The 26,210-nt window shown below is 34.7% G+C and carries 24 protein-coding genes; 14 read left to right on the forward strand and 10 right to left on the reverse strand.

The annotated features are described in order from the left end of the window. Positions 1-8: 8 nt before the first annotated feature. The 3 genes from rpoZ to pmbA form a co-directional block, all read right to left on the reverse strand. A complete protein-coding gene (gene rpoZ, locus A9G40_RS00570; RefSeq protein ID WP_065567934.1) occupies positions 9-299 on the reverse strand; it encodes a DNA-directed RNA polymerase subunit omega in 291 nt (96 codons plus the stop codon). Positions 300-449: 150 nt separating this feature from the next. Further along, positions 450-2,192: a SulP family inorganic anion transporter gene (locus tag A9G40_RS00575; protein WP_141672028.1), complete on the reverse strand. Its 1,743-nt coding sequence runs from the start codon at positions 2,190-2,192 to the stop codon at positions 450-452. A gap of 8 nt (positions 2,193-2,200) precedes the next feature. Then, on the reverse strand, positions 2,201-3,553 hold the full coding sequence (gene pmbA, locus A9G40_RS00580; RefSeq protein ID WP_065581440.1) for a metalloprotease PmbA: 1,353 nt from the start codon (positions 3,551-3,553) through the stop codon (positions 2,201-2,203). Positions 3,554-3,630: 77 nt separating this feature from the next. Between pmbA and yjgA the strand changes: the two genes are divergently transcribed. From yjgA to cspE, 3 genes are all read left to right on the forward strand, one after another. After that, complete coding sequence (gene yjgA / locus A9G40_RS00585; RefSeq protein WP_065581441.1) at positions 3,631-4,167, forward strand: ribosome biogenesis factor YjgA; 537 nt, start codon at positions 3,631-3,633, stop codon at positions 4,165-4,167. A gap of 64 nt (positions 4,168-4,231) precedes the next feature. Then, positions 4,232-4,762, forward strand: a complete 531-nt coding sequence (gene ppa / locus A9G40_RS00590) for an inorganic diphosphatase (protein WP_065567931.1) — start codon at positions 4,232-4,234, stop codon at positions 4,760-4,762. Positions 4,763-5,152: 390 nt separating this feature from the next. Beyond that, positions 5,153-5,362, forward strand: a complete 210-nt coding sequence (gene cspE / locus A9G40_RS00595; RefSeq protein WP_025315032.1) for a transcription antiterminator/RNA stability regulator CspE — start codon at positions 5,153-5,155, stop codon at positions 5,360-5,362. Between the two features lie 141 nt (positions 5,363-5,503). On the opposite strand, the gene gapA is transcribed toward cspE, so the two are convergent. Both gapA and A9G40_RS00605 read right to left on the reverse strand, forming a co-directional pair. Continuing rightward, the gene (gapA, locus tag A9G40_RS00600) at positions 5,504-6,499 is read right to left on the reverse strand and encodes a glyceraldehyde-3-phosphate dehydrogenase (protein WP_065567930.1); all 996 of its coding nucleotides are present in this window, start codon (positions 6,497-6,499) and stop codon (positions 5,504-5,506) included. 899 nt (positions 6,500-7,398) lie between these two features. Continuing rightward, on the reverse strand, positions 7,399-7,767 hold the full coding sequence (locus A9G40_RS00605) for a hypothetical protein (RefSeq protein WP_065581442.1): 369 nt from the start codon (positions 7,765-7,767) through the stop codon (positions 7,399-7,401). 155 nt (positions 7,768-7,922) lie between these two features. Here A9G40_RS00605 and A9G40_RS00610 point away from each other — a divergent pair, with 155 nt between their 5' ends. The 10 genes from A9G40_RS00610 to A9G40_RS00655 all read left to right on the forward strand — a co-directional run bounded on the left by A9G40_RS00610 (position 7,923) and on the right by A9G40_RS00655 (position 16,562). After that, positions 7,923-9,008, forward strand: coding sequence for an ankyrin repeat domain-containing protein (locus tag A9G40_RS00610; protein WP_065581443.1), 1,086 nt, complete (start codon positions 7,923-7,925; stop codon positions 9,006-9,008). A gap of 368 nt (positions 9,009-9,376) precedes the next feature. After that, entirely contained in the window at positions 9,377-9,724 is a 348-nt protein-coding gene (rsfS, locus tag A9G40_RS00615) for a ribosome silencing factor (RefSeq protein WP_065581444.1), read from the forward strand. Positions 9,725-9,728: 4 nt separating this feature from the next. Beyond that, on the forward strand, positions 9,729-10,199 hold the full coding sequence (gene rlmH, locus A9G40_RS00620) for a 23S rRNA (pseudouridine(1915)-N(3))-methyltransferase RlmH (RefSeq protein WP_065581445.1): 471 nt from the start codon (positions 9,729-9,731) through the stop codon (positions 10,197-10,199). 23 nt (positions 10,200-10,222) lie between these two features. Further along, complete coding sequence (gene ybeY, locus A9G40_RS00625) at positions 10,223-10,690, forward strand: rRNA maturation RNase YbeY (RefSeq protein WP_065581446.1); 468 nt, start codon at positions 10,223-10,225, stop codon at positions 10,688-10,690. Between the two features lie 104 nt (positions 10,691-10,794). After that, positions 10,795-11,667: a CNNM family magnesium/cobalt transport protein CorC gene (corC, locus tag A9G40_RS00630; protein ID WP_065567924.1), complete on the forward strand. Its 873-nt coding sequence runs from the start codon at positions 10,795-10,797 to the stop codon at positions 11,665-11,667. Then, complete coding sequence (lnt, locus tag A9G40_RS00635; RefSeq protein ID WP_065581447.1) at positions 11,660-13,201, forward strand: apolipoprotein N-acyltransferase; 1,542 nt, start codon at positions 11,660-11,662, stop codon at positions 13,199-13,201. The genes corC and lnt overlap by 8 nt, the downstream gene beginning before the upstream one ends. A gap of 222 nt (positions 13,202-13,423) precedes the next feature. Beyond that, complete coding sequence (locus A9G40_RS00640; protein WP_065581448.1) at positions 13,424-14,332, forward strand: glutamate/aspartate ABC transporter substrate-binding protein; 909 nt, start codon at positions 13,424-13,426, stop codon at positions 14,330-14,332. Positions 14,333-14,422: 90 nt separating this feature from the next. Continuing rightward, positions 14,423-15,163 (forward strand): amino acid ABC transporter permease, encoded by a 741-nt coding sequence (locus A9G40_RS00645; RefSeq protein WP_065581449.1) that lies wholly within the window; start codon positions 14,423-14,425, stop codon positions 15,161-15,163. Beyond that, positions 15,160-15,840 (forward strand): glutamate/aspartate ABC transporter permease GltK, encoded by a 681-nt coding sequence (gene gltK, locus A9G40_RS00650; protein WP_065581450.1) that lies wholly within the window; start codon positions 15,160-15,162, stop codon positions 15,838-15,840. Before A9G40_RS00645 ends, gltK begins: the two co-directional genes overlap by 4 nt. Then, a complete protein-coding gene (locus A9G40_RS00655; protein ID WP_065581451.1) occupies positions 15,837-16,562 on the forward strand; it encodes an amino acid ABC transporter ATP-binding protein in 726 nt (241 codons plus the stop codon). The genes gltK and A9G40_RS00655 overlap by 4 nt, the downstream gene beginning before the upstream one ends. A gap of 102 nt (positions 16,563-16,664) precedes the next feature. Here A9G40_RS00655 and recD read toward each other — a convergent pair whose 3' ends face one another. Further along, entirely contained in the window at positions 16,665-18,515 is a 1,851-nt protein-coding gene (gene recD, locus A9G40_RS00660) for an exodeoxyribonuclease V subunit alpha (RefSeq protein WP_065581452.1), read from the reverse strand. Between the two features lie 25 nt (positions 18,516-18,540). Continuing rightward, entirely contained in the window at positions 18,541-20,112 is a 1,572-nt protein-coding gene (locus A9G40_RS00665) for a DUF4139 domain-containing protein (RefSeq protein ID WP_065581453.1), read from the reverse strand. A 224-nt stretch (positions 20,113-20,336) separates the two neighbouring features. Here A9G40_RS00665 and rlmKL point away from each other — a divergent pair, with 224 nt between their 5' ends. After that, a complete protein-coding gene (rlmKL, locus tag A9G40_RS00670; protein ID WP_065581454.1) occupies positions 20,337-22,457 on the forward strand; it encodes a bifunctional 23S rRNA (guanine(2069)-N(7))-methyltransferase RlmK/23S rRNA (guanine(2445)-N(2))-methyltransferase RlmL in 2,121 nt (706 codons plus the stop codon). 978 nt (positions 22,458-23,435) lie between these two features. Here the strand turns inward: rlmKL and A9G40_RS00675 are convergent. From A9G40_RS00675 to A9G40_RS15400, 3 genes are all read right to left on the reverse strand, one after another. Then, entirely contained in the window at positions 23,436-24,473 is a 1,038-nt protein-coding gene (locus A9G40_RS00675) for an AI-2E family transporter (RefSeq protein WP_081302095.1), read from the reverse strand. 509 nt (positions 24,474-24,982) lie between these two features. Then, entirely contained in the window at positions 24,983-25,807 is an 825-nt protein-coding gene (locus tag A9G40_RS00680; RefSeq protein WP_081302096.1) for an IS3 family transposase, read from the reverse strand. Then, the gene (locus tag A9G40_RS15400) at positions 25,807-25,929 is read right to left on the reverse strand and encodes a hypothetical protein (RefSeq protein WP_255307282.1); all 123 of its coding nucleotides are present in this window, start codon (positions 25,927-25,929) and stop codon (positions 25,807-25,809) included. Before A9G40_RS15400 ends, A9G40_RS00680 begins: the two co-directional genes overlap by 1 nt. Between the last annotated feature and the right edge of the window lie 281 nt (positions 25,930-26,210).

Genomic DNA, 26,210 nt, shown 5'->3' on the forward strand with positions numbered 1-26,210 from the left:
TGTAAAGCTTATTCGTATGATGGTGTGTTTTCGAGAAGAATCGACTCATGAAGTGTTGCACGTGCTTCTGCTTCTTCATCTTGACGCGCTTGGAAATCAGCAATATCGAGAATTTGTTTATTAACAAGGCCTTCTTCAATTTCGCGTAAAGCAACAACCGTTTCTTTGTCGTTTTCTTCCGGAACCAGTGGAGATTTATTTTCAACTTGTAATTGACGAGCGCGTCTTGCTGCTACAATAACGAGATCAAAGCGATTACCAATTTTTTCTACTGCATCTTGAACAGTTACACGTGCCATTTTCACCTCTAAATTGTTTACTAAAATGCTTTATTTGAAAGATCTGATATTCTACTTAAATTTGTAGTGATTTGTCTATATTAATATTGTTTTATACATTGAAATAAAGAGATCTTAGATAATAAAAAATTGCTAGGTTCTTATCATTGATTACGATAACTTTTCATATTCATCATCAATTTTATTATCCATATGCTTTTTACTTTGAACTAATCTCACAGCAAAATAAAGATCATAAGCAAAATCAATATGATCGTTATCAAGCTTAATATTCATTTGTTTAAACCAATTTTTGAGTGTTTTACGCCGACCTGATAAGATTAACATGGTGTTTCTTACTTTTAAGGATCTTACTAATTCATCGATTCCTGACAACACACTCACGTCTTTATAAGTAAAACAAGGAATTGCATCAACAATCACATAGTTTATTGGCTCTTTTGCTTCATCAATATAACTAATAATTCTCCGTTTAAAATAGGCAATATTAAAATAAGTTAGTGGAGAGTTAAATCGATAAATCAGAGTATTATTGATTGGTTTAACACCTTGGTTTATTGAATGAATTCGACCACTTGCATCAACACCTAATAATTGATCTTTCGGCCTAAATACACGGCGCAAAAATAAAAATATCCCAAGTAACACCGACAGTGCCATACCGGGAATAATACCTATCACAAGAACTGAAATCAGTGTTGTTAAACTTAAATAAAACGCATCTCGATCAAATTTAAAAAAGCGGAGGATTGTTTGAAAATTAATTAATGAAATGGATGAATAAATCAAAATTATGCCTAATACACAAGTGGGAATATATTGTAAAGGCGAAAGAAAAAACAACACGACAATACCAATTAATATTGCAGCAATAATTGAAACTAGCTGAGTTTTACCACCATTGGCATCATTAACAGCTGTTCTTGATGAGGTACCACTAACAACAAAACCTTGTGATAACCCCGCTACAATATTAGCCACACCTAGCGCTTTAAATTCGATATCGGCGTTGGTTTCATAGTTATTTTTGGATGCGAAACTGCGCACGGTTATCATCATACTAACAAAACAAATGATAGCAATATTCAGTGAGGGCACAACTAAATCACGCATCAACCCTTTATCAAAATCAAGCCATGATTTGGCAGGAATCAAATCTCCACTAACATTGCCAATAATACGAATATTAAAATACTCAAAATTAAATAACCATGAAAAAAATGTCATCACAATGACGGCTAATAGTGGCGCTGGATATAACGGTTTTAATCGCTTTAAAGCAATTAAAATAAACAAAGTAAAAAATGAAACTAGTGCAGTGGCTATATGGATTTGCGATATTTTAAAAGGTAAATAAACGATTCGCTCAATCAGATAAGAATAATCATAACTAAAACCAAGTGTTTTTGCTAACTGATCAACCATAATGGTGATTGAAATACCATTAAGCAAACCAATTAAAATAGGCTGGCTAAGCAAGTCAGCCAAAGCGCCAAGATGTAGCTTTCCTGCGATAATACACCAAATACCAATCATTATTGTTAATATCATGACTAATTGCCAACGTAATATGGGATCATTAGCTGCTAACGGCAACACAACAGCCGCAACGACAGCACATGTTGCCGTATCAGGTCCGACAATCAGTTGTTTCGAAGATCCAAAAAGTGCATAGGCAATTAAAGGCAAAATGGTCGAATATAGTCCTGCTATAGCACCAACACCTGTCAATTCAGCATAAGCAATTGACACTGGTAACGAAACTGCCGCGACCGATAAACCCGCCTTAATGTCAAAATTAAGATATTCTCGCTTATACTGTAATAGGCTACTTAACCCTGGCATCCACAAAGCTAATTTTTGAAAAAAAGCATTGTTAAAAAAACGACCCATACTAATCCTTATTTTCCAGCTATGCTCATATTATCAATCAAAATCGAACCACATTGAATATTAGTTCTCGTTTCGACATCATTACCTATTGCCACAATGTTTTTATACATATCTTTAAGATTGCCGGCAATAGTAATTTCGCTAACAGGATATTGGATTTGCCCATTTTCAACCCAAAATCCAGTGGCTCCGCGTGAATAATCGCCAGTTACACTATTAACACCTTGTCCCATTAACGAAGTAACGACAACGCCTTTATCCAGTTTTTTAAGCATATCATCAAAGCTAGCATGAGTTTGGCTAGGCGAGATAAGCCAATTATGAATCCCACCTGCATGACCTGTTGATGTTAAACCCAATTTACGCGCTGAATAATTACTTAATAAATAAGTTTGCAACACGCCTTGCTCAACAATATTACGCTTAACTGTTTTTGTGCCCTCACTATCAAAAGGCGAAGAGCCAATACCTTTTAAAATATAAGGATCTTCATAAATAGTCAGCCATTTAGGAAAAATAGCCTGCCCAACACAGTCTAATAAAAATGAGGATTTACGATAAATTGCGCCACCACTGATGGCATTGACTAAATGCCTAATAAGCCCAACAGCAACTTCAGCACTAAACAGTACTGGGGCTTGCATGGTTGCGATTTGCTTAGCACCTAAATGCGATATTGCTCTGTCAGCTGCTTGCGTACCCACCCAACTTGCTGATTTTAATTCACTAAAATCACGTGACGAGGTATAAGCATAATTACTTTCCATCTGCCCTGCTTGTTCGGCAATAACTGAACATGAAAGCGAATGTGAACTTGCACAATAACCTTGTAGCATTCCTAAACTATTACCATAAACATAAACACCATATCGGCTACTAAAATAACCACCATCAGTGCTAATTAGTTTTGAATGATTGAGTGCGGTTAATTCAGCTTGTTTTGCCTGTTCAATGGCATTATCGACATTTAAATCACTTGGATAAAATAAATCCAAATCAGGAGGATTAAATGCCATTTGGCTTACATCGCCCAAACCAGAACAAGGATCGGGTGATGTATATTGCATAATATTAATCGCCATATCCACCGTTTGCAAAATCGCCGAAGGGGATAAATCATTGGTTGATGCACTGCCTTTACGTTGGTTTTGATAAACAGTAATGGATAATGCCCCATCACTATTAAATTCAACATTTTCGGTATCCCCCATTCGGGTGCTAACACTAATACCCGTTGATTGATTAATCGATACTTCAACGGCATCCACTCGTGACTTTGCTTGCTTAATAGCATTAGCGACAATAGCTGATAAATTTTCTTTTTGGTTTATCGCTTCTTTTTTAATTTGTTCAATACTCATTTTATTATTTTCTACAATTCTGCTAGTGATACGTTATAATAAGCTAGAATTGAATATTAGTTAACAAAAGAAATAATATGAATCATAATCAAGAGACAAATTTAGAACCCAACTTTGCTATTGACACCCAAGACGATGAAATCATTTACGTTAGTAAAAGCGAAATCAAACGTGATGCGGAAGCGCTAAAAAAATTAGGTGTTGAGCTTGTTAATTTAAGCAAAAACGAACTGGAAAAAATTCCTCTCGATGAAGATCTTATTTATGCTATTGAACTTGCTCAAAAAATAAAAAAAGAAGGGTATCGCAGACAAATCCAATACATTGGCAAGCTACTACGTAGCCGAGATATCGATCCCATTAGCCAAGCCCTTGATAAGCTCAAAAATCGTCATAATCAACAAATTTCTTTATTTCATAAACTCGAAAAACTACGAGATGACCTGATTGCAACAGGCGATGCGGAAACTATCATGAGCTTATATCCAACAGCCAATCGCCAGCAACTGCGTACCTTAGCGCGTTTAGCTAAAAAAGAGCAAGAAGCCAATAAACCCACCAAAACGGCAAGGCAAATTTTTCAACATTTAAAAAAATTGAGTGATACAGAATAATCTTTATAATGTGCGCTTACTGTTATTAACAAACACTATACTAACTTAGATAGAGGATACAAAAATGGGACTTTTAAATGTACCTGCTGGTAAAGAATTACCTGATGATATTTACGTTGTGATTGAAATTCCGGCTAATGCTGATCCAATAAAATATGAAGTCGATAAAGATACTGGTGCTGTATTTGTTGACCGTTTTATGGCAACAGCGATGTTTTACCCATGCAACTATGGTTATATCAATAATACATTATCATTAGATGGTGATCCTGTTGATGTTTTAGTCCCAACGCCATATCCATTACAACCAGGCTCAGTGATTCGTTGTCGCCCTGTTGGTGTATTAAAAATGACAGACGAAGCTGGTCAAGATGCAAAACTTGTTGCTGTACCTCACACTAAACTGTCAAAAGAATATGATCACATTAAAGATGTTGATGATTTACCTGAACTACTTAAATCACAAATTAAACACTTTTTTGAGCAATACAAAGCGTTAGAAAAAGGTAAATGGGTAAAAGTTGACGGTTGGGACAATGCCGATGCAGCTCGTAAAGAAATACTTGAGTCATTTGAACGAGCAAAAAACAAATAAAATTGAATAACAAAAAAGTCACTGTTAATCCAAAGCCATAAAATAATATTTTATGGCTTTTTTATTTTATAATACGCCAACTTTTGAAGTAATTTCAGCACTTGAATCATGCAATAATTTGTCTTTTATCAATTTCTAGGTAATTATCTAAAAATTTAAGAAAAAACTATATTCTAAGAAAAAAAATTATTATTAACATCTTGCTTTTGATTATAATTTATGCGGTAATAGCACTGGGTAAACAACAACGTTGAAATTATGAAATCAATTAACTTTAATAATGTAATTTTGATAGCTTTATCATGGTGTTGAGTTACATAATTAATACAGTGTTAAAGCCCATACGAGCCTAAAAGGCTAATTATTAATTATTGTTAGGATGTCTAGTAAATGAATAAAAAAACAGGCCAAGTAAAATGGTTTAACGAAAGTAAGGGTTTTGGTTTTATAACTCCTGCGGATGGAAGCAAAGATGTATTCGTTCATTTTTCTGCTATTTCAGGTGATGGCTTTAAAACCTTAGCTGAAGGGCAACAAGTTGAATTTGCGATCCAAGATAGCCCTCGTGGACCAGCAGCAGCTGAAGTTGTTGTTATTTAGTTTATCTAACTAATTTATTTCCATACTAGCAAAACGCTCACCTTAAGGTGGGCGTTTTTTATCCCAAGTAAACCTAAAATTACTCAAAATTTAGCATAAAAAAAGCGACCTCAAAGTCGCTTTTCAACCAATAAATACTAATTATTTAGAAACAACAGCAATTAAATCTAATACTTTGTTTGAATAACCAACTTCATTATCATACCAAGATACTAATTTAACGAAGTTATCGCTTAATTGGATACCCGCTTTAGCATCAAATACAGATGTACAAACTTCACCTAAGAAATCGGTAGATACAACGTCATCTTCAGTATAACCAAGCACACCTTTCATTGGGCCTTCAGCAGCTGCTTTGATTGCTTTACAAATATCTTCGTATTTAGCTGGTTTTTCTAAACGAGCAGTTAAATCAACAACAGAAACGTCTGGTGTTGGAACGCGGAAAGCCATACCTGTTAATTTACCGTTTAACTCAGGGATAACTTTACCTACCGCTTTAGCCGCGCCAGTTGATGAAGGGATGATGTTTTGAGCCGCACCACGACCACCACGCCAATCTTTATGAGATGGACCATCAACTGTTTTTTGAGTTGCGGTTGTTGCATGAACGGTTGTCATTAATGCTTCAACAATACCAAAGTTATCGTTAATAACTTTAGCTAAAGGGGCTAAACAGTTAGTCGTACATGACGCATTAGAAACGATATCTTGACCAGCATATTCTTTATCATTAACACCAATAACGAACATTGGCGTGTTGTCTTTTGAAGGACCAGTTAAAACAACTTTCTTGGCACCAGCTTGGATATGTTTGCGAGCAGTTTCGTCAGTTAAGAATAAACCAGTTGCTTCAGCAACAACATCAACACCTACTTCGTCCCATTTTAAGTTTGCAGGATCACGTTCTGCAGTAACACGGATTGTTTTACCGTTAACCACTAATTTACCGTCTTTAACTTCAACAGTACCATCAAAACGACCATGAGTTGAATCATATTTAAGCATGTAAGCCATATATTCAACATCTAATAAGTCATTGATAGCAACGATTTCGATGTCTGAACGTTTTTGAGCAGCACGGAAAACAATACGACCGATACGGCCGAAACCATTAATACCTACTTTAATAGTCATAACAATTACCTTCTTTTTAGTGTTTTTAATGTTAAAAATCTTTCCTGTAAACTATCAAATTTTAAAGACTTATTCAAGAAGATTCCTAATAATTAAACACGATTTGATTAAATAGATTAAAGCATATGCAAACTTTTTGAATTAATACAAATAAAATCATTATGTTATTAAATAATTCTGAATAAAAATCATAAACGCGAAAGAGCGTGAAAAATGGGGCATTCTTGCACTTAAAAATAAGTCAGAAAACCAATTGATTTTATTTAAGTTTTTATTTTTTTGTTTTTTTATAAAAATCACCGATTTTTACCCAACAAACCTAACGCCATACTTACTCAGCCCCAGAATATGCCACCAACAGGTAAGGTGCTATTTGCCGTAATTCAACCTTTTTCGGCCTTTTATCCATTTAAGATCTCTGCATAAAAAGAGGTGTCTTCATAAGAAAAAATGATTTTATTTTTATTGTTATTAAAAGAATGCTTGTTTCATCACTAGGGTAGAAAAAGTCTTTCTAGAATCTTATAAAAATATTCGCTGGAACAATGGCGCTTGCTTGTTTGCCGAAAAAATTAATGTGGTATCGGTGAATTTGTTGTTAAAAAATAACGAGTTTTTTGGGGCATTAAAGTCTAAATTCGTTTTTTCTATAACAGAACAAAAGGATGGGGCATTGGGGTTAAGTGGTTAAATGGAAATGTTACGTCCCAAAAGTGATTGAATTCTTCTAAGCTGATTCTCCTAAACTAAGGAAAGTAATTTTTCTTTTTTCATCAAGCGATAGCAAGCAATCTTTAGCGTTAATTGGGTATTTTTGTTCATCAATAATTAATTGTTTCTTGTCCATAAAAATATACCTGTTATCCTTTTTTTGTTTATTTTGCTATGCGTTGGGCTATTTATACTGGAAATTTTTTGTTTTTATAAGCCGACCATAAGTGCGTAACTGCCCAGTTATTATATTCTTGAGCAAGAAAACTTTTCGCTATTATTTCTATATCGTCAGATATTTGAGACGCAATTTCAAAATGATTAATTAGTTGAAAAGACAGTTTGAATGCTTTTTCTCTTAATATATTAATAAGTTCGATTTCTTCCTTTTTAAAACTTTTTTTGTTTAAGGTATTAAAGCTATTCACCCATTGATTATCAAACTCAGGTTCATCTCTTAGATCTAATGCTTGGTCTGCATTTAATGCTTTTAAAAAATCAAAGTTGATTGGATCCGATAAATAATGGTTAATTTCATTAAGTTTGTTATTATTCATTTGGGAAAATTCCTTAAAAAATCTGGCACTATAATGTGTTCTAAAAGTACAGTAAAAAATAGAATGTTTTGTTTAATTTACTGTTTTAATTTAGCTAAATTCAGAAATTATATATATAATAATAAGTATTTTTACAATATGAAACAGGATTATAAATGTACAACATAAAACACATTGGCAACTTTGAAACGATGCCTGAACCAGCTGTTGCCATATATGAAACAAATATCGAAAAAATGCAAAGTTTATATGATGCCAACTGGGATATAAATGAAAAAATCCACCTTGGTGAATATACAGATATAACACCTTTGGAGCTTGCTGTTGTCACAAATAATTTTACTGTTTTTAAGTGGTTATTAGAAAATAAAGTGTCTTTGGATGTTGGTCGTTTTACCATTATCGAAAAGGCAGCACAATATAGCGATGGTAAAATTACAGATCTTTTGCTAAAAAATAATGCGCTTGATTTTCTTCCCCTAAAAAAATATTCGGAAATATTAATCCGCATTCATTACGGGAAAAATTATGAAAATATAGCGCTATTTGAGCAATACGGAGTAACGGTAAAACAATATGGCGGTGCTGCGCTTAGGTCCAGCGCATCAGATGGAAACATAGAAGAAACAAAAATGTGGGTAGAAATGGGAGCCGATGTTAATTATCACCAACCCGATACGGTTTTCCCTTATTCTCCAACACCGTTGATAGAAGCGGTCAGACACGATCACACCGAACTTGCCGAATATCTTATAAAATGTGGAGCCGATATTACCATTACTGATAAATATGGTGATCGCCCATATTCTCTTGCTGCAACGAATAAAAATACAAATTTGATGCAATTGCTAAAATCATTAGAGCCAATTGAATGGCATAATGAGCAAGAAAAACTAAAGCGCCTAAAAAGCTATAAAATGCCTGCGGATATGTTGACATATCTTAAAACATCGCCAGGTAAAATTCATTTTTCAGGAAAAGATTGTTATTCAAAATACATTACTTTTTATAATTTTATCGATTTGCTGGAGATGAAATGGAAAAGGAAAAAACTAATTTCTTTGATAGAAGAAGTTGACGGTTATGAGCTATACATTGTTTGGTCTCCAGCAGAAAAAGCAATTTGCTATATCGATCCTGAGCACCAAATATTTGCTAAAATTTGTTCTTGGAAAGAATTTATTAAGCACCCAGAAAAACATATCAATAATATAATAGATGGGGTATATGATGATATGTAAAGCAATGATCAGATGTTCAAATTTTTTTCATAAGAATTTGCGTCGCCATTGTCGCTAATTTTCCCCAGACAAAATAGTACCTCAAACTGTTGGGGGCAGATGCTAACACCAAGCAAGGCATAGCATGAGTCTTTTGGGGTAAAAAAGGAATTATTTTTTATAAAATAAAAAACTAATAAAATCAATTGTTTTTCTGAATAATTTTTTAGCGTAAGAATGTCTGCTTTTGTAGAGAAGACAATAGTGTTTTTATGTGTAGACTAGGTTGCGAACTTTTTACTGAAATGCATAGATTATCTGAAACTGTTTGACAAACTATTTCTCGCCAAATTTTATCATCACCGTTATTTTTAATAATATATGTTATAATGACGCTTTATTTTTTAATAAGAGAGATTATTTTGCAACAGTCGTTACAAGATTTTATTATTGATAAAATTGATGATTTAAAAGGTAAAGATATTGTTACCCTTGATGTCCGTGGTAAATCAAGCATTACTGATTATATGATTATTTGTACGGGGACGTCTAACCGTCATGTTTCGTCTATCGCCAACCATTTGCTTGATGAAGCAAAAAAACAAGGCCATTTGGTATTAGGCAGTGAAGGAAAAAGTGATGCAGATTGGGTTGTAGTTGATATGGATTCAGTGATTGTACATATCATGCAAGAAGAAAGCCGCCAGCTTTACGGACTTGAGAAACTTTGGAGTTAATTACGTGAAAATACAGCTTATTGCTGTTGGCAATAAAATGCCAAACTGGGTTACCACTGCTTTTGGTGATTATCAGTCACGATTCCCTAAAGATATGCCTTTAGAACTTATTGAAATCCCCGCAGGCAAGCGCACCAAAAATGCAGATATTGTCCGAATTTTAGATAAAGAAGGCGAGGCAATGCTAGGTGCTTGCGGTAAAAGCAATCGTATTGTAACGCTTGATATTCCAGGTAAGCCTTATACCACGCACCATTTAGCCGAGCAGTTAGAACGCTGGAAAATTGATGGGCGTGATGTGAGTTTATTAATTGGTGGGCCAGAAGGTTTGTCCCCAGCTTGCAAAGCAGCGGCAGAACAGAGTTGGTCACTGTCGCCCTTGACACTTCCCCACCCTTTAGTGCGTGTTATTGTGGCTGAAAGCCTCTACCGCGCTTGGAGCCTAACCGCTAATCATCCTTATCACCGTGAATAATAACATAAGGTAAACAAAATAAGATGAGCGCCATTATTTTAGATTTACAAATTGCTACAAAAGAGCAACAGAATTTACCCAGCGAAGCACAAATTTTGCAATGGTTAGACGTTATTTTACCTCAGTTTATGGATAACGCCGAGCTGACTATCCGTATTGTTGATGAACAAGAAAGCCAGCAGTTAAATTATACTTATCGCCATAAAGATAAACCAACTAATGTTTTATCTTTTCCGTTTGAATCTCCCGTTGAGATTGAGGTTCCTTTATTGGGCGACCTCATTATTTGTAAGCAAGTTGTGGAAACTGAAGCTGTACAACAACATAAATCACTAACCTCACACTGGGCGCATATGATTGTGCATGGTTGTTTACATTTGCTGGGTTATGATCATATTCTTGACGAAGAAGCCGAAGAAATGGAAAATATCGAAATTGATATCATGCAGCAGTTAGGATTTGAAGATCCTTATCAACCCGTTGATGAATAAAAATACTCAATGGGCAGTTTAGTAATTCAATGACAATTTAGCTAACTAAACAAAATATATAAAATAATTTAAATTAATAACAAAGTAAGAAAGGAAAAGAGCAAATGAGTGATGATAATCACCGGAGACCTAAAAAAGGGTTTACATTATGGTTAAGTCAGTTGTTTAATTCGGAACCCAAAGATAAAGAAGAACTGATTGAAGTGATTCGTGAAGCGGAAGAAAACGAACTTATCGATCCCGACACGCTCGATATGATTGAAGGTGTTATGGATATAGCCGAACAGCGCATTCGTGATATTATGATACCCCGTTCACAAATTATCACAATTAAAGACAATTATACCCTCGATGAATGTTTAGATATTATTTCTGAACATGGGCACTCCCGTTATCCTGTTATTAGTGAAGATAGAGATCACATAGAAGGCATTTTATTAGCTAAAGATCTTTTGATTTTTATTCGCCAAGGTGTTGATAATTTTGATCTCAAAAAAATTCTTAGACCAACCGTAGTTGTTCCCGAAAGCAAACGCGTTGATCATATGTTAAAAGAATTTCGGATGCAACGCTATCATATGGCGATGGCAATAGATGAGTTTGGCGGTGTTTCTGGCCTTGTGACAATTGAAGATATTTTAGAGCTTATCGTAGGCGATATTGAAGATGAATATGATGAGGTTGAAGATCGTGATATTCGCCGTTTAACAACCTCAGTCTACACAGTGCGAGCACTAACTCCCGTTGAAGATTTTAATGATATTTTTGCAACTCATTTTAGTGATGAAGAAATGGACACCATTGGGGGGCTGGTCATGCAACATTTTGGTCGATTACCTTTACGTGGTGAGAGCATTACCATTGATGGTTATCAATTTAAAGTCGCCATTGCAGACAGACGACGAATCATTCAATTACATGTCACCATTCCTGATGGTGCAACCGTGCCCAATTTAGAGTTACCTGAAAATGCTTAAACAGATATTATTAAGTATATTTCTTGGTGCAATAGCCGTTTTTAGTTATGCACCTTTTCATATTTGGCCGTTAGCTTTTGTCTCGTTTGCGGGTTTTTTATGGCTTATTGCTGATAAATCTAAAAAACAAGCCATGCTATTGGGATTAACTTGGGGTGTCGGCTATTTTACATCTGGCGTGCATTGGGTTTATATCAGCATAAAACAATATGGAGAATTGCCTCTACCCGTTGCCATTATTATTTTAGGCTTTTTAATCCTGTATTTATCGCTTTATCCTATGCTTTTTGCTTTTCTATTAAGAATGGTAAATCATTTTGCTGGACAATTTTCATTTAAGCAACTAGTACTTGCAGCACCAATGCTTTGGCAAATAACTGAGTTTTTGCGTGGTTATATATTGACTGGATTTGCTTGGTTACAGCTCGGTTATAGTCAACTTGATAGCCCACTGCGAGCCTATTTCCCTATAGGGGGAATAGATTGTGTTACTTTATTGCTTACTATTTTGTGTGGGTTATTTATTTATAGTATTAAGTCAATAACCATCAAAACATCCCGAAAGCACGCAGTTGGTGCGATTATTGCACTGTTTGCGATCTTTATTGCACCAATTTCATTCGGCAATATTAATTGGACTACTGTAGACAAGACGCGTTCGGCTCATTTTGCGTTAATTCAAGGAAATATCTCGCAGTCAATCCGTTGGACAAAAGAACAGCTCAATAACACGTTACAAACCTATACTAAACTAACCTTAGACAATTTAAATAAAAATGAAATAATCATCTGGTCAGAAGCCAGTATCACCGATTATGAAATCAATCAGCAAACTTTTTTGCAATATTTAGACAACGAAGCTAGAGCTCATGATGCTGAAATTGCCGTGGGCATTCTTGATTATCGTTTTGGTGAAGAAGGATATCAGTCCAATGGAGATATCTATAATACCCTGTTAGTGCTCGGTGAAAAAGAACCTTATCAATACCCAACAACCAATCGTTATAGAAAACATCATTTGGTGCCTTTTGGCGAGTTTACACCGCTAGAGTCAATACTTGAACCGATTGCTGCCATTCTCGATATTCCAATGTCATCAATGAAACCTGGCGAAACAATACAACCTCAATTACACATAAAAGGCTTTAAATTTACACCCGCTATTTGTTATGAAGTGATTTTGTCGAATTTAATCCATCAAAACTTTGCCTCTGATACCGATTTTTTACTTACTGTTTCAAATGATGCTTGGTTTGGCGATAGCATTGGTCCTAAACAACATTTACAGATGGCACAAGCAAGGGCGTTGGAATTTGGCAGACCTTTAATTCGCAGTACCAATACGGGAATTACGGCAATTATTGATGAGCACGGTAATCTCGTTAAGCAATTACCACAATTTGAAACAGGTGTTTTATCAGCATCTGTATCGCCCACAATAGGTTTAACACCTTATGCAAAATGGGGCAATCTACCCTATTTTGTAATTATGATATTAATATTTATCTCACTTTTTATAAAACGACGTTCATAATTTACAATACTGGCATAATTATTGCTTAAATATAATTGGTTTTAATAAATCTTGATGTAACCAACAATCTAATATTGTGTTAATTACTTACATCTAGCTCCAATGATAGATAAATAAACAGTAAAAAGTACTTTTATGCTAAAAAATAAGTTATAATATATGCCCTTTGTAAAAATGTTAAAATTATTTAATATGATACAAAATAAACCGTAGGAGATGAGTATGAACAAAAAGACAAAATTAACCAAACTCGTGTTATCATTTGCAATGTTAGGTCTAGTGAATAGTGCCGCATTTGCCGATGAATTAACTGGTACACTAGCTAAAGTAAAAGAAAATGGTGTGATTGTCGTAGGACATAGAGAATCATCAGTCCCGTTCTCATATTATGGTGATAACCAAAAAGTTGTGGGTTATTCTCAAGATTACTCAGATCTTATTATTAATGCGGTAAAAAAAGAGTTAAACATGCCTAACTTGCAAGTTAAATACTTACCGCTGACTTCTCAAAACCGTATTCCACTGTTACAAAACGGTTCTTACGATTTTGAATGTGGTTCAACAACCAATAATCTTTCTCGTCAACAACAAGTTGATTTTTCAAATACGATCTTTATTGTTGGTACTCGCTTTTTAGTTAAAACTAGTAGCAATATTAAAGATATTGACGATCTGAAAGGTAAAAATGTGGTCGTAACTTCAGGTACAACATCCGAAGTTATGCTCAACAAAATCAATACTGAAAAAGGGTTAAATATTCGTATTATTGCGACCAAAGATCATGGTGATGCATTTCGCACACTTGAAAGTGGACGAGCTGCAGCATTTCTTATTGATGATGCATTATTAGCTGGTGAGCGCTCGAAAGCAAAAAAACCTGAACAATGGGAAATTGTAGGTACACCATTATCTTATGAAGCCTATGGTTGTATGTTGCGTAAACAAGACCCACAATTTAAAGCTTTAGTCGATAAAACTATTTCAGAAGCGCAAACATCAGGTGTCGCCGAAAAGTCATACAACCGCTGGTTTAAACAACCTATTCCACCAAAAGGGTTAAATATGAACTTTGATATGTCTTCTGAGATGAAAGAACTTTTCGCTCATCCTAATGATAAAGCATTAGATTAATACGCAGATATTTTCCCATAAGGACGTAGGCAACTGCGTCCATCATCTTATTTAGTACTATTTACAATTTTTTTACATGTTGGAGTATTTATGACAACAAGTTGGAATTGGGGAATTTTTCTTCAACCAGCACCATTTGGGGATACAACGTATCTAGGCTGGTTGTGGTTAGGTTTCCAAATGACCATATTGCTAGTTATTACATCAGGAACGGTTGCCTTTTTGGTTGGTTCGCTATTTGGTGTGCTGAGAACATTACCTAACCGCTTTTTATCTGGCTTAGGTACATGTTATGTTGAGGTTTTTAGGAATATCCCGTTAATCATTCACTTATTCTTTTGGATTGAAGTTGTACCAGCACTGGTACCAGAATCTATCCGTGACTGGTTATATAATCTTGACCCTATGATATTTACTTTATTAATGTCAACCATAGGATTAGGATTATTCACAGGTGCACGTATTTGTGAACAAGTGAGAGCTGCTATTCAATCAATCCCTGCTGGTCAGAAAAGCGCAGGAATTGCATTAGGATTAACTCTGAAACAAACCTATTTATATATTTTATTGCCAAACGCTTATCGACGTGTGTTACCACCGTTAACATCTGAAATATTAAATATGGTTAAAAACTCGGCTGTTGCCTCAACTGTTGGTTATGTCGAATTAACCAAACAAGCAAACCAATTGCTTGAACATGCAGGCCAACCTTATGAATCATTCATTGCTATTACATTTGGATATGTAATTATCAATGTCGCTATCATGTTTGCCATGCAATATATTGAGAAAAAAGTGCGACTTCCTGGCGTATTAGGAGGTAAATCATGATCGATTTAGAATGGGGTCAAATCCTGCCTAATTTACCTTATATCATGCGTGGTATGCTATTAACCTTAGAGATAACCATTACCGCTGTAATTTTTGGTATCGTTTGGGGAACGCTACTTGCCATTATGCGACTTTCACCAATTAAAGTACTACATTGGTTTGCTTCATGCTATGTAAATATATTCCGTTCAATTCCATTAATGATGGTTTTGCTCTGGTTTTATTTGCTAGTGCCTCAACTATTAGAAAAGATTTTAAATCTTCCACCCACAACAGATATACGTTTTGTGTCGGCATTAATCGCTTTTGCTTTGTTTGAAGCGGCTTACTATTCGGAAATTATTCGAGCTGGTATTCAAAGTGTATCTAAAGGTCAAATCAGTGCATCACTAGCACTCGGTATGACTAAAGGTCAGGCATTACGAATGGTGGTTTTACCACAAGCATTTCGTATTATGACACCATTATTATTAACACAAGGTATTATCTTATTCCAAGATACGACGCTTATTTACACCTTAAATTTAGCTGATTTCTTCTATCGTGCGGTTAATATTGTGGGTAATAGAGATGGTTTAATCGTTGAGATGGTATTATTTACAGGAGCAGTTTATTTTGTTATTTGCTTCACCGTTTCACGTCTAGTTAATTATTTTAAGAAAAGGATTACTCGATGATCTCCTTAGAAAATATATCAAAATGGTATGGACAATTTCAGGTATTAAAAAACTGCACAACTCGAGTTGGTAAAGGCGAGGTTGTGGTGGTTTGCGGTCCTTCGGGTTCAGGAAAATCAACTTTGATAAAAACCGTAAATTGTTTAGAGCCTGTACAAAAAGGCAAAATTATTATTGATGGAACCGAAGTTACAAGTAAAGCAACTAACTTAGCAAAGTTACGTTCTAAAGTGGGTATGGTATTTCAACATTTTGAACTATTCCCACATTTAACTATTTTAAAAAACCTCACCCTTGCGCAAATTAAAGTGTTAGGTCGAACAGACGAAGAAGCTCGCGAAAAAGCGCTTAACTTGTTAGAGCGCGTTGGTTTACTTGCTCATGCCGATAAATACCCCGCACAACTTTCTGGCGGTCAACAGCAACGTGTTGCCATTGCTCGCGCGTTATGTATGGATCCTATTGTCATGCTGTTTGACGAACCAACCTCAGCACTTGATCCTGAAATGGTGAATGAAGTATTAGATGTAATGGTTGAGCTTGCTTATGAAGGCATGACCATGATGGTTGTTACGCACGAAATGGGCTTTGCGCGTAAAGTGGCTCATCGGGTTATCTTTATGGATGCAGGTGAAATTATTGAAGATACCTCAAAAGAGCAGTTCTTTACTAATCCACAATCAGATCGTGCTAAAGACTTTTTAGCTAAGATAATTCATTAAGTTAATTATTACAGGGCTTATCGCCCTGTTTTAGTGATTATCCATTGATTTATTTATCATTTTATAAAAAATCATCTGTGTTAGTGCATTTAGAAAATCCATTCAACCATTATTCTGCAACAAACTAACTAAACCACTATGCCTTGGTGTTTGTGATTTAATTGCTTGCAATAAAATTGGTTCAGTAGCATAAATTGACACGTTTTTTCTAGCGCGAGTAATCGCTGTATAAAGCAAAGAACGGTTAAGCAACGGTGAATAACTAGTTGGTAAGATAATATTCACATCATCGAATTCTGAACCTTGCGATTTATGGATTGTCATAGCGTAAGCTGTTTCATGCTCAGGTAATCGAAATGGCGAAAATCCTTTAATAGATCCATCAGCAAACGGGAAATACACACGTAATTTTGAGCTATTCTTTTCAGCCATTAATGTAATGCCAATATCACCATTGTACAGCCCTAATGAAGTACTATTGCGTAAAATCATAATTGGCCGACCAACGTACCAAGCCTCTTTATTTTGCAAGCGAATCAATTTATTTTTGGCTAATAGCAATTCAATTTGCTTGTTTAAACCCTCTACGCCAAAATGTCCTTCTCTTACAGCACAAAGTAAGCGATATTCGGCAAATTTAGCTAAAACTGCCGCAATATCATTAGTGCCATATTGCTTAATAACATTTAAATAATGTTTATAGTGATTAATACTATCATGTAAAACATCTTCATAATCTTGTTGGGATGAAAGTGCATGATATTGGATATCACTTAATGACTCATCGGTTAATAATTTTTTCACGACAGTTGAGCGCCCCTCTTTAACTGCATTAGCCAACAATCCAATACCAGACGATTCGTTAAAACGATAACTTTTTTGTAATAGGCAAATACTGTCCGTGATTGTTGCTGTTTGCTCGCAAGCAGGCACAACATAGCCAGTTAATTGGCTTAGCTCTTTTGCTCGTGACTCGCTATAACCATGCGTAATAAAGGTACAAAGATCACCAAATACCGAACCAGCTTCAACCGATGAGAGCTGATCTTTATCACCCAACAAAATTAAACGTGCAGAAGCGGGTAAGGCTTCAATGACTCTTGCCATCATATTTAAATCAACCATTGAGGCTTCATCAATGACTAATACATCAACATGCAACGGATTATTTTTATCATGCTTGAATGAACGATTATCTGCTTTTGCGCCTAATAAACGGTGTAAAGTGATCGCTTCTGCCTTTATATTTAGTGAAGCAAAAGCGAGTTGCTCAATTGTTTGACTCAATGATTCGGTTAACCTTGATGCGGCTTTCCCTGTCGGAGCCGCCGTAATAATTCGCGCATTGGGCGTAGTTAACAAAATTCCGGCTAAAATTTTAGCGACAGTGGTTGTTTTACCTGTACCAGGCCCGCCCGAAATAATCGCGACTTTACGCGTTAATGCCGCAGCAACCGCCACTTTTTGCCAATCAATTTCAGCGTGATTATCGGTAAAAAGCTGATTAAGTATAGTATTTAAATCAACATCGCAATGTGACTCTTTATTAAGGATTGTGTGATTGAAATATTGAGCAACATTTTTCTCGTCCAACCACATCCTTTGAAAATAGAGTTTATTTTCAATAAGGATAAGCGGAGATAAATTTGTTCCATCACTCACAACTCGACTATTTTGTGCTTGTTCAAGTGCGTTTTTCCAATCTTGCTCGTTTGGTGAGCCTAAGGCTAACCAAAGCTGCGCTTCTATCGTTGATTGTTTTAAATAACGAAGATCTAAGCAAACATGACCAGATCTTACCTCTTTACTTAGCGTTATCACTAAAAAACTGAATCGTTTAATTGTAATATCGTCATTTAACTTTGCTTTATTCGTTAAAAATGCTGCCAAATGAATATCTAGCAAACTAATTTGATTGTCTTGTGTAAATTGGTTTAACCATTCGTTTAACATACTGTATTTTCTGTGATTTACTCATTTATAATCCAATTATATCGTTAACTTTATCTTTTGGATAAGTCAGTTTAAAGCTTAAACTAAGATTTTTATTTTCATTTGGATTCAACTTAAACTGCCACATTAATTGACCGGTTTCTTTATTATAGTTTGCATTATCATATTTGGCCTCATTAAGGACGACTGCCTTATTGATAATATTGGGTAGCTGATCATAAACAACAATATCAATAGGTAGCGATTTGGTATTTTTTACATCAATGGTATAAGCATATTTTTGTGAAATATCATTACCAAATAACGAAGGTTTTGATGTTTCATTAATATTACGATTACGCGATATAAAAATGTTTTTATCTTTTCCTAAAGAGATATCCAATGTTTCTTTTAAATCTTTAGTAGTAATAAAACTCTCACCAATATAATTGCCATCAAAAAATACTGTCGATTTTCCAGGCAAAAGGTCTAATTTATCCCAATCAGTAATTTGTGCTTGTAAGTACACGCTACTATCTAATTTAGGAATGGCAATGTAATGATATTTTGCTTCAACTTCTTTGTTCTGTAACGTAAGGATATTACTTTGGGTATTCGATTTAATGGTATAGGGCAATTTAACCTCAAAGCGCGTGTTAATACCTAAAGTATTGGTTAATGCATTATCATCAGGGCGAACGGATCTTGATACTTTTGCACTTATATCATCATGTTTAGAAAAAAAGAAGCCACCTTTTTCAGAATAGATATCAATATGCCAAGGCAATAAATCAGGCGCCGTTATTCCGTCACTTGGATTAGAAGTCGATAAACTAAAATCGATATTCTGCCAATTCAAGCCACTATTTTGATAAATATCTGCTTTATAAGTTAATTGTAACGGGGAGTTGATATCAGCAACACGCACATCATAAACTGGAACCCAACCAGCTTTATTGGTGACATAAGATAAAGTAACTGGTAATGTCATCTCTTTGTCAGAATAAACCTTGACGATAATTGCACTGTTAGGACTGTTTGTTAATGCTTTGCGTTTATCAATTTTATCTTGACATTGCCTTATTTGGGCATCTATCTGATCAACCTCTTTTTGTCGTTTATTTTGTTCATTTAGTGTTGCGATTAAATTGGTTTTAATGAAATCTAAGGTATTTTTCATTCCACTTAAACTATCATTGTCACTTTTTACTAATAAATCTAAACGATTTCCTTGTAAAAGAGTAACTTGTTCAGATATGGCTTTTAATTGAATATCAGCCGTATCACGTTTTTCATGTAATTGCTGTAACTCTTCAAGTAAAGGCTTAATTTCGTCATTTTGTTTATCATTGTTAGAATAATCTTCATTTAATGACGTTGAGAGTACTTTCACATTAGCATTTTTACCAAATCCCACATTAATTGAATTAGCTCTAACACCATCAGCAATTCCAGTTAATGTAATTTCGCTTTCACCTTTAGTTAACGACACCGTTGACTGCCCTTGCAATTCAGCTCCTTGCAAAAACAGGGTTACTTTATTGAGTGTTACATTATTGCTGGCAAAAACGCTACCAGAAGCGAATGCGATTAAAAAAGCAATTTGTTGAATTTTCATTTTTCTCTTTTATAAAAAATTAATTTCCACCTATTTTAATATCTCATGTTATCAGTTAATTAGGTTGTAGCACAATTATTAATACTCAAAAAAGTATTTATTCTTTTCAACTTAATTGTTATAAATTTTGATTAACAAAAAATAGATATAAGCGTTGCCTTTATTTCCCACTATTGCAATTAGTCGGTATAATGCTTGCAATTTTATTGTAAAGTGGATTATACATGAAAACGCTATTTGCCAGCACATCTCGTGGGCTTGAAGAGTTATTAAAAAAAGAGTTAGAACAAATAGGCTCACCCAACTGTAAAATTACCCAAGGTGGAGTTTATTTTGATGCTGATGAAAAAACATTATATCAATCATTATTATGGTCCCGTTTAGCCTCACGCATTTTGTTGCCAATAGCTGAATTTGATATTTATAGTGATTTAGATCTCTATTCTTGTGTATTTAATATTAAATGGACAGATATTTTTGCGGTCGATAACGCTTTTGTGATCAACTTTGTTGGTGTTAATGAATTTATTCGCAATAGTCAATATGGCGCACTTAAGATCAAAGATGCCATTGTTGATCACTTTTTACGCCATACTAACGAACGCCCCAATGTTGCTAAACAAGATCCAGATATTCGACTTCATGCGTATTTAAATAAAAACCGAGTCACCTTATCTTTAGATTTAAGTGGCAATAGCTTACATGAACGTGGTTATCGTCAGCAAACAGGGCAAGCACCATTAAAAGAAACCCTTGCTGCCGCCATTATTATGCGTTCAGGTTGGCTGAGTGATGAACCATTGCTTGACCCCATGTGTGGCTCAGGCACGCTACTGATTGAAACCGCTATGATGGCGTCAAAAATCCCACCAGGATTACAACGCAAACAATGGGGATTTTTTGCATGGAAAGGATTTAATCCAACGCTATGGAATGAGTTATTATTTTCAGCAAAACATAATGCCTGTAAACCCAATATTCCTTTTATTGGTTACGATAATAATCCTACCGTACTTGAGCGAGCCAAACAAAATGCTATCCAAGCCGGTGTGGGCGATTTAATTACCTTTGCTTTACAAGATGTAACACAACTTACTAATCCATTACCAATGCAAACAACAGGTATGATTATCAGTAATCCACCTTATGGCGAGCGGCTAGAAAGCGAGCCCGCACTTATTGCTTTACATACTGCTCTCGGTCGACAAATTAAACAACACTTTGGTGGTTGGCGATTATCACTATTTAGTGGTGCACCGCAACTATTAGATTGTTTACAAATGCGAGCAGATAGACAATTTAAAGCCAAAAATGGCCCTCTCGACTGTATACAAAAAAATTATGCCATTGCTAAGCGTGATGCTCAACAACCTATCACGAACCCAACGGTGCCGGCTGCCGACTTTGCAAATCGGTTACGCAAAAATAAACAAAAACTGGAAAAATGGGCAGCTCAAGAACAACTTGAATGTTATCGACTTTATGATGCAGATTTACCCGAATATAATGTTGCTATTGATCGCTATAAAGATAAAATAGTTATACAAGAATACGCCGCCCCTAAAAATATTGATCCACAAAAAACACGGCAACGGCTATTTGATATTATCAATGCCACCATGTCAGAACTTAATCTGACTGCCGATCAACTAGTATTAAAAACCCGAGAAAAACAAAAAGGTAAACAACAATACCAAAAATTAGGGCAAAAGCAGGATTATTTTTTAGTCCATGAATACGCCATTAATCGCCAAAAAACCCAATTTTGGGTCAATATTACCGATTATTTAGATACAGGACTGTTTTTAGATCATCGCTTAGCACGCAAAATGATTGGTGAAATGAGTGCTGGCAAGGACTTTTTAAATCTATTTGCTTACACAGGGAGTGCAACTGTTTATGCAGGACTTGGTGGTGCTAAATCAACCACTACCGTTGATATGTCACGCACCTATTTAGAATGGGCAGATCGTAATTTAAAACAAAATGGTTTAACAGGTAAAAAGCACCGATTAATTCAGGCTGACTGTTTGCTTTATTTATCTCAATGCGATGAACAATTCGACTTAATTTTTATCGATCCGCCAACATTTTCAAATTCCAAACGTATGAATAATACCTTTGATGTGCAACGAGATCACCTAAAATTAATGGCGGATCTAAAACGCTTGCTAAAACCTAATGGCACTATCCTCTTTTCGAATAATAAACGTGGTTTTAAGATGGATAGCAGTGGTATGCAAAATCTAGGACTTACCTATCAAGAAATTACCAATAAAACGCTTTCGCTTGATTTTAAACGTAACAAGCAAATCCACTGCTGTTTTATTGTGAAGCATCAATAATTAACCGCCTACACGGCGGTTAATTCCACCAAAAAACCTCAATAAAATCAATAGGTTTTCTGAACGTTTTTTACAGCGGTAACCATGCCTAAACAATGCAATATTGAACAATACATCACAAGCTAAATCTTTAAATCCTAGATTTGAATTATCATTACATATTGGCACTACGATATAAATAAAAATTATTTTATGGTTAGTTGCTCTTACGCATTAATTAGTTGTTTCTGTTACTACATATATCATAACGTCGCTCCTAAACCAAAATAAATCATTTTAATATTACCTTTCTATCTACAAAATATTACTCTATCTGTGTTAAATCACTCGTTGTTGTTGCTGTGCGGCTGCCGTTTAAAGATTACGGTGAAATACAAAGTGCATAGCCAATTTGTTCTGTTATTGGTTCTGAAAATATCAATCCATAAGCATCAACTAAGTAGTAGTTATCATTCTTATGGCGATTATTCGACCAAAATTTTCTATAAATATGACGATCTAGCCTAAAAACATCAGAGCCCCATTCTGGAATGATTCCCCCTCCAAGTTGTACTTTAGAGAACCCTTCTTTGCCAGTAGGGTATCCTTGATGCCAATTTAGCTCAACATTTTTAACATTGGTTAATTCAGGTACAGTAGGAAGGCGGTACCCAATGCTTTCACAATACTCTCTACTTTCTTTAAATGTTCGTTTACCATCCTCTAATAAAATAAACCATTTGTTAATTGTAAAGCTATATATAGGTTTAGTTTGCGCTTGATCAGCATAAATAATAAACGTTGTGGGAGAAAACGACGTATTTGGCTGCCCTGCTTTTGGTCCTAATAGCGTAATTGTCGCTTCATTAGGGTATTTACAGTTAGTATATTGAGTCTGGGTAATATCGAGATATGATTACCCAGTAATAGATTTATTGTAAATAGTTGTCTACGTAAATGAAATCACTGCCAATAGATAACATATTGATTATTTTCAAATTAAATAATTTCTAACTCTTTTAACGATAATTTTATAAATGCATAAAAAATAGGTGCAAAGATTAAACCAATCACACCAAAAAGTGTTTCTAAAAATAGCATCGCAATTAATAATTCACAAATGCCTGCATGAATTTTTGTTCCAACTATTTTGGCATTAAGTACATATTCCATTTTATGAATTAAAATTAAATAAACAATAATCGCCATCGCAACAGTGAATGATACTGTAAATGCAACAACAAAGATTAATGCGTTAACAATTAAGTTTCCAATAATTGGAATAAGTCCAAAAACAAATGTGGCTAAGACTAAACTTTTGCTAAACGGTAAATGAATACCAAACACAGGCAGAATAATAAATAACAAAATAGACGTCATTATTGTATTAAATAATGCAATCACAACTTGTGACATAGCAACATACTGGAATACTACAACTAATCGGTTTAAACTTGCTTTTAGGGCTTTAGTTAGTGGTCTTTGTTCAACTTTGTTGTAATCAACGTTACGTTTATTTTCTTTATAACCAAGAATTAACCCAATAATCATTCCCACAATTAATATGATTAAATCGTGAAATACTTTTTTAATGATAGATTGTAGATAGAATATATGATCTTTAAGATAAACCATTATCGTGGATTTAACTTCATCTAAATCATCTGGCAAATAATGAGTAATACTTGGTGGAAGACTGTTTATTACATTGTTTACCACTAATTTCATATTTGTTAACGTTTCGGTAGGATGCTTAGCCATGTCAACAAACCAAGCAAATAAATACCAAAAACCACCAATAAAAATACCAATAATCAGAGTCGTTAGGACTAATACAGAAACTAATTTTGATCGATGGCTAAAGCGCATCATTTTTCGTGATAGAAAATCATCTAATTTCTGAGTTAAGGTATAGGTTAATAAACCTGCAATCACTGCAGGCATTAAATGAACTTGCATTAAAATAATGAAAAAAACAGAAAATAATGTAAGACAAAAAAGTCCTAATTTTTGATTATTATCAAGTATCATGGTCATTAATTCCTTTCAATAAATAGCCGATTAACTATTGATTTTTAACCTTAAATATTAACATATTCTTTTTTTGCTATTTGTGCTAAAAAAATCGATAAAATCAAGGCGATTTAAAATAATTCTAAAATGTACTTCAAAACATAACATTAAGTTCAAAAAGAAAGCGATTATAACAGAGGATAAATTATACGTCTGCTTTTTTGCTATAGTTAAATACACCATCCTTGTACAGAATGGCATTGCATAACGATAAGGTAGAAAGACTATGTTAGAATGTTGTAGCAACCTTATATTTACTCTATGATAAATATTGATTTATGTAGATAATAAATATGTTATCTACATATGTACTAGCTCAAACCTAATCTGACAGTTACCAGTTTTTATTGGGTGTCTGTCAGGTTAAATCTGGTTCAGATTTTTTCTTCCCAGATCCGTTTTCCATCAAGCAATGTTTCCATTGGTGTTCGACTGTAAATACCCCAAACTTAGTACACAACTCACGTAGAAAATTAAGCTGCCTGTTTTAATGTTTTATATTCGAGCGGTGTCATGTTATTTAATGCCTCATGTGGTCTTTCGGTGTTATAAATCGTTAACCCTTCTTCGGTTATTCTCCTTGCTTGTGCTAAGTTGTTAAGAAGATATAAATCGAGTACTTCAGTACGATAGGTACGATTAAATCGTTCAATATAGCCATTTTGATATGGGCTACTAGGCTCTATATAAACAATGGTTATACCATGTAATTTAGCCCAGTTGGTAAAGGTTTTTCCTGTAAATTCAGGTCCATTATCTACCCGTATTTTTAACGGGTAACCATGATACTCCGCCAATTTATCCAAATAACGAGTCACTCTCCCTGCGGGTAAACTCACGCCAATATCAATGCCTAATGCCTCACGGTTAAAATCATCTATCACATTGAAGGCTCTAAAACGACGTTGATTGCAACGACTATTACTCATAAAATCCATTGACCAACATTCACCTTGTTTATTGGGAGCCAATAACTTTTCTGGCTCCCGAGGTGGAATTCGTTGTTTTCGTTTTGTTTTAAGATTCAGTTTTAACTCACAATACACCCGATAAACACGTTTATGATTCCAACGATATCCCAGCTTTCTGATTCGATTAAAACACTTAGGAAAGCCCCAGCGTAAATGCCGGTCTGTGATAGCATTCAACACCGAAATAATCACCGAGTCATCCAGTAACTTAGGTTGATAATAGTAAGCACAACGGCTTAAGCCAACAATGGCACAACTCATAGCAATAGTAATAGAATGATTTTGTTGTAGTTGTTGTGCCCACGTTTTATGTGCCCCTGTTGGCACTAAAGCTTTTTTATGATTTCTTCCTGAAGCTGGGATTTTAAGCTCAATTCGGCAAACACCTGTTTAAGCTTACGGTTTTCCGCCTTGAGTTCTTTTAGACGTTTGATGTCTGAAGTTTCCATACCGCCCTATTTTTCCCGCCATTGATAAAAAGTTGAATTACCCATGCCCTATTTACGGCAGAGTTCCTTGACAGGAATACCCGCTTCAGCTTCTTTTAAAATAGCGACGATTTGATTTTCAGTCATTTTTTCATCATTGAATCCTCTTTTACTTTTATCATAGAGAATTTCCTACTTTTTGGCTGTACTATTTTAGGGGGTAGCTACAATTATTGGGGAAAGGTCAATTTTTCTTCAAATTACTCAGTAAATTATTTAAAGTATTTATAGAAGTTAATAAT

Source organism: Gilliamella sp. Nev3-1, assembly GCF_001690435.1.
GTDB lineage: Bacteria > Pseudomonadota > Gammaproteobacteria > Enterobacterales > Orbaceae > Gilliamella > Gilliamella apicola_C.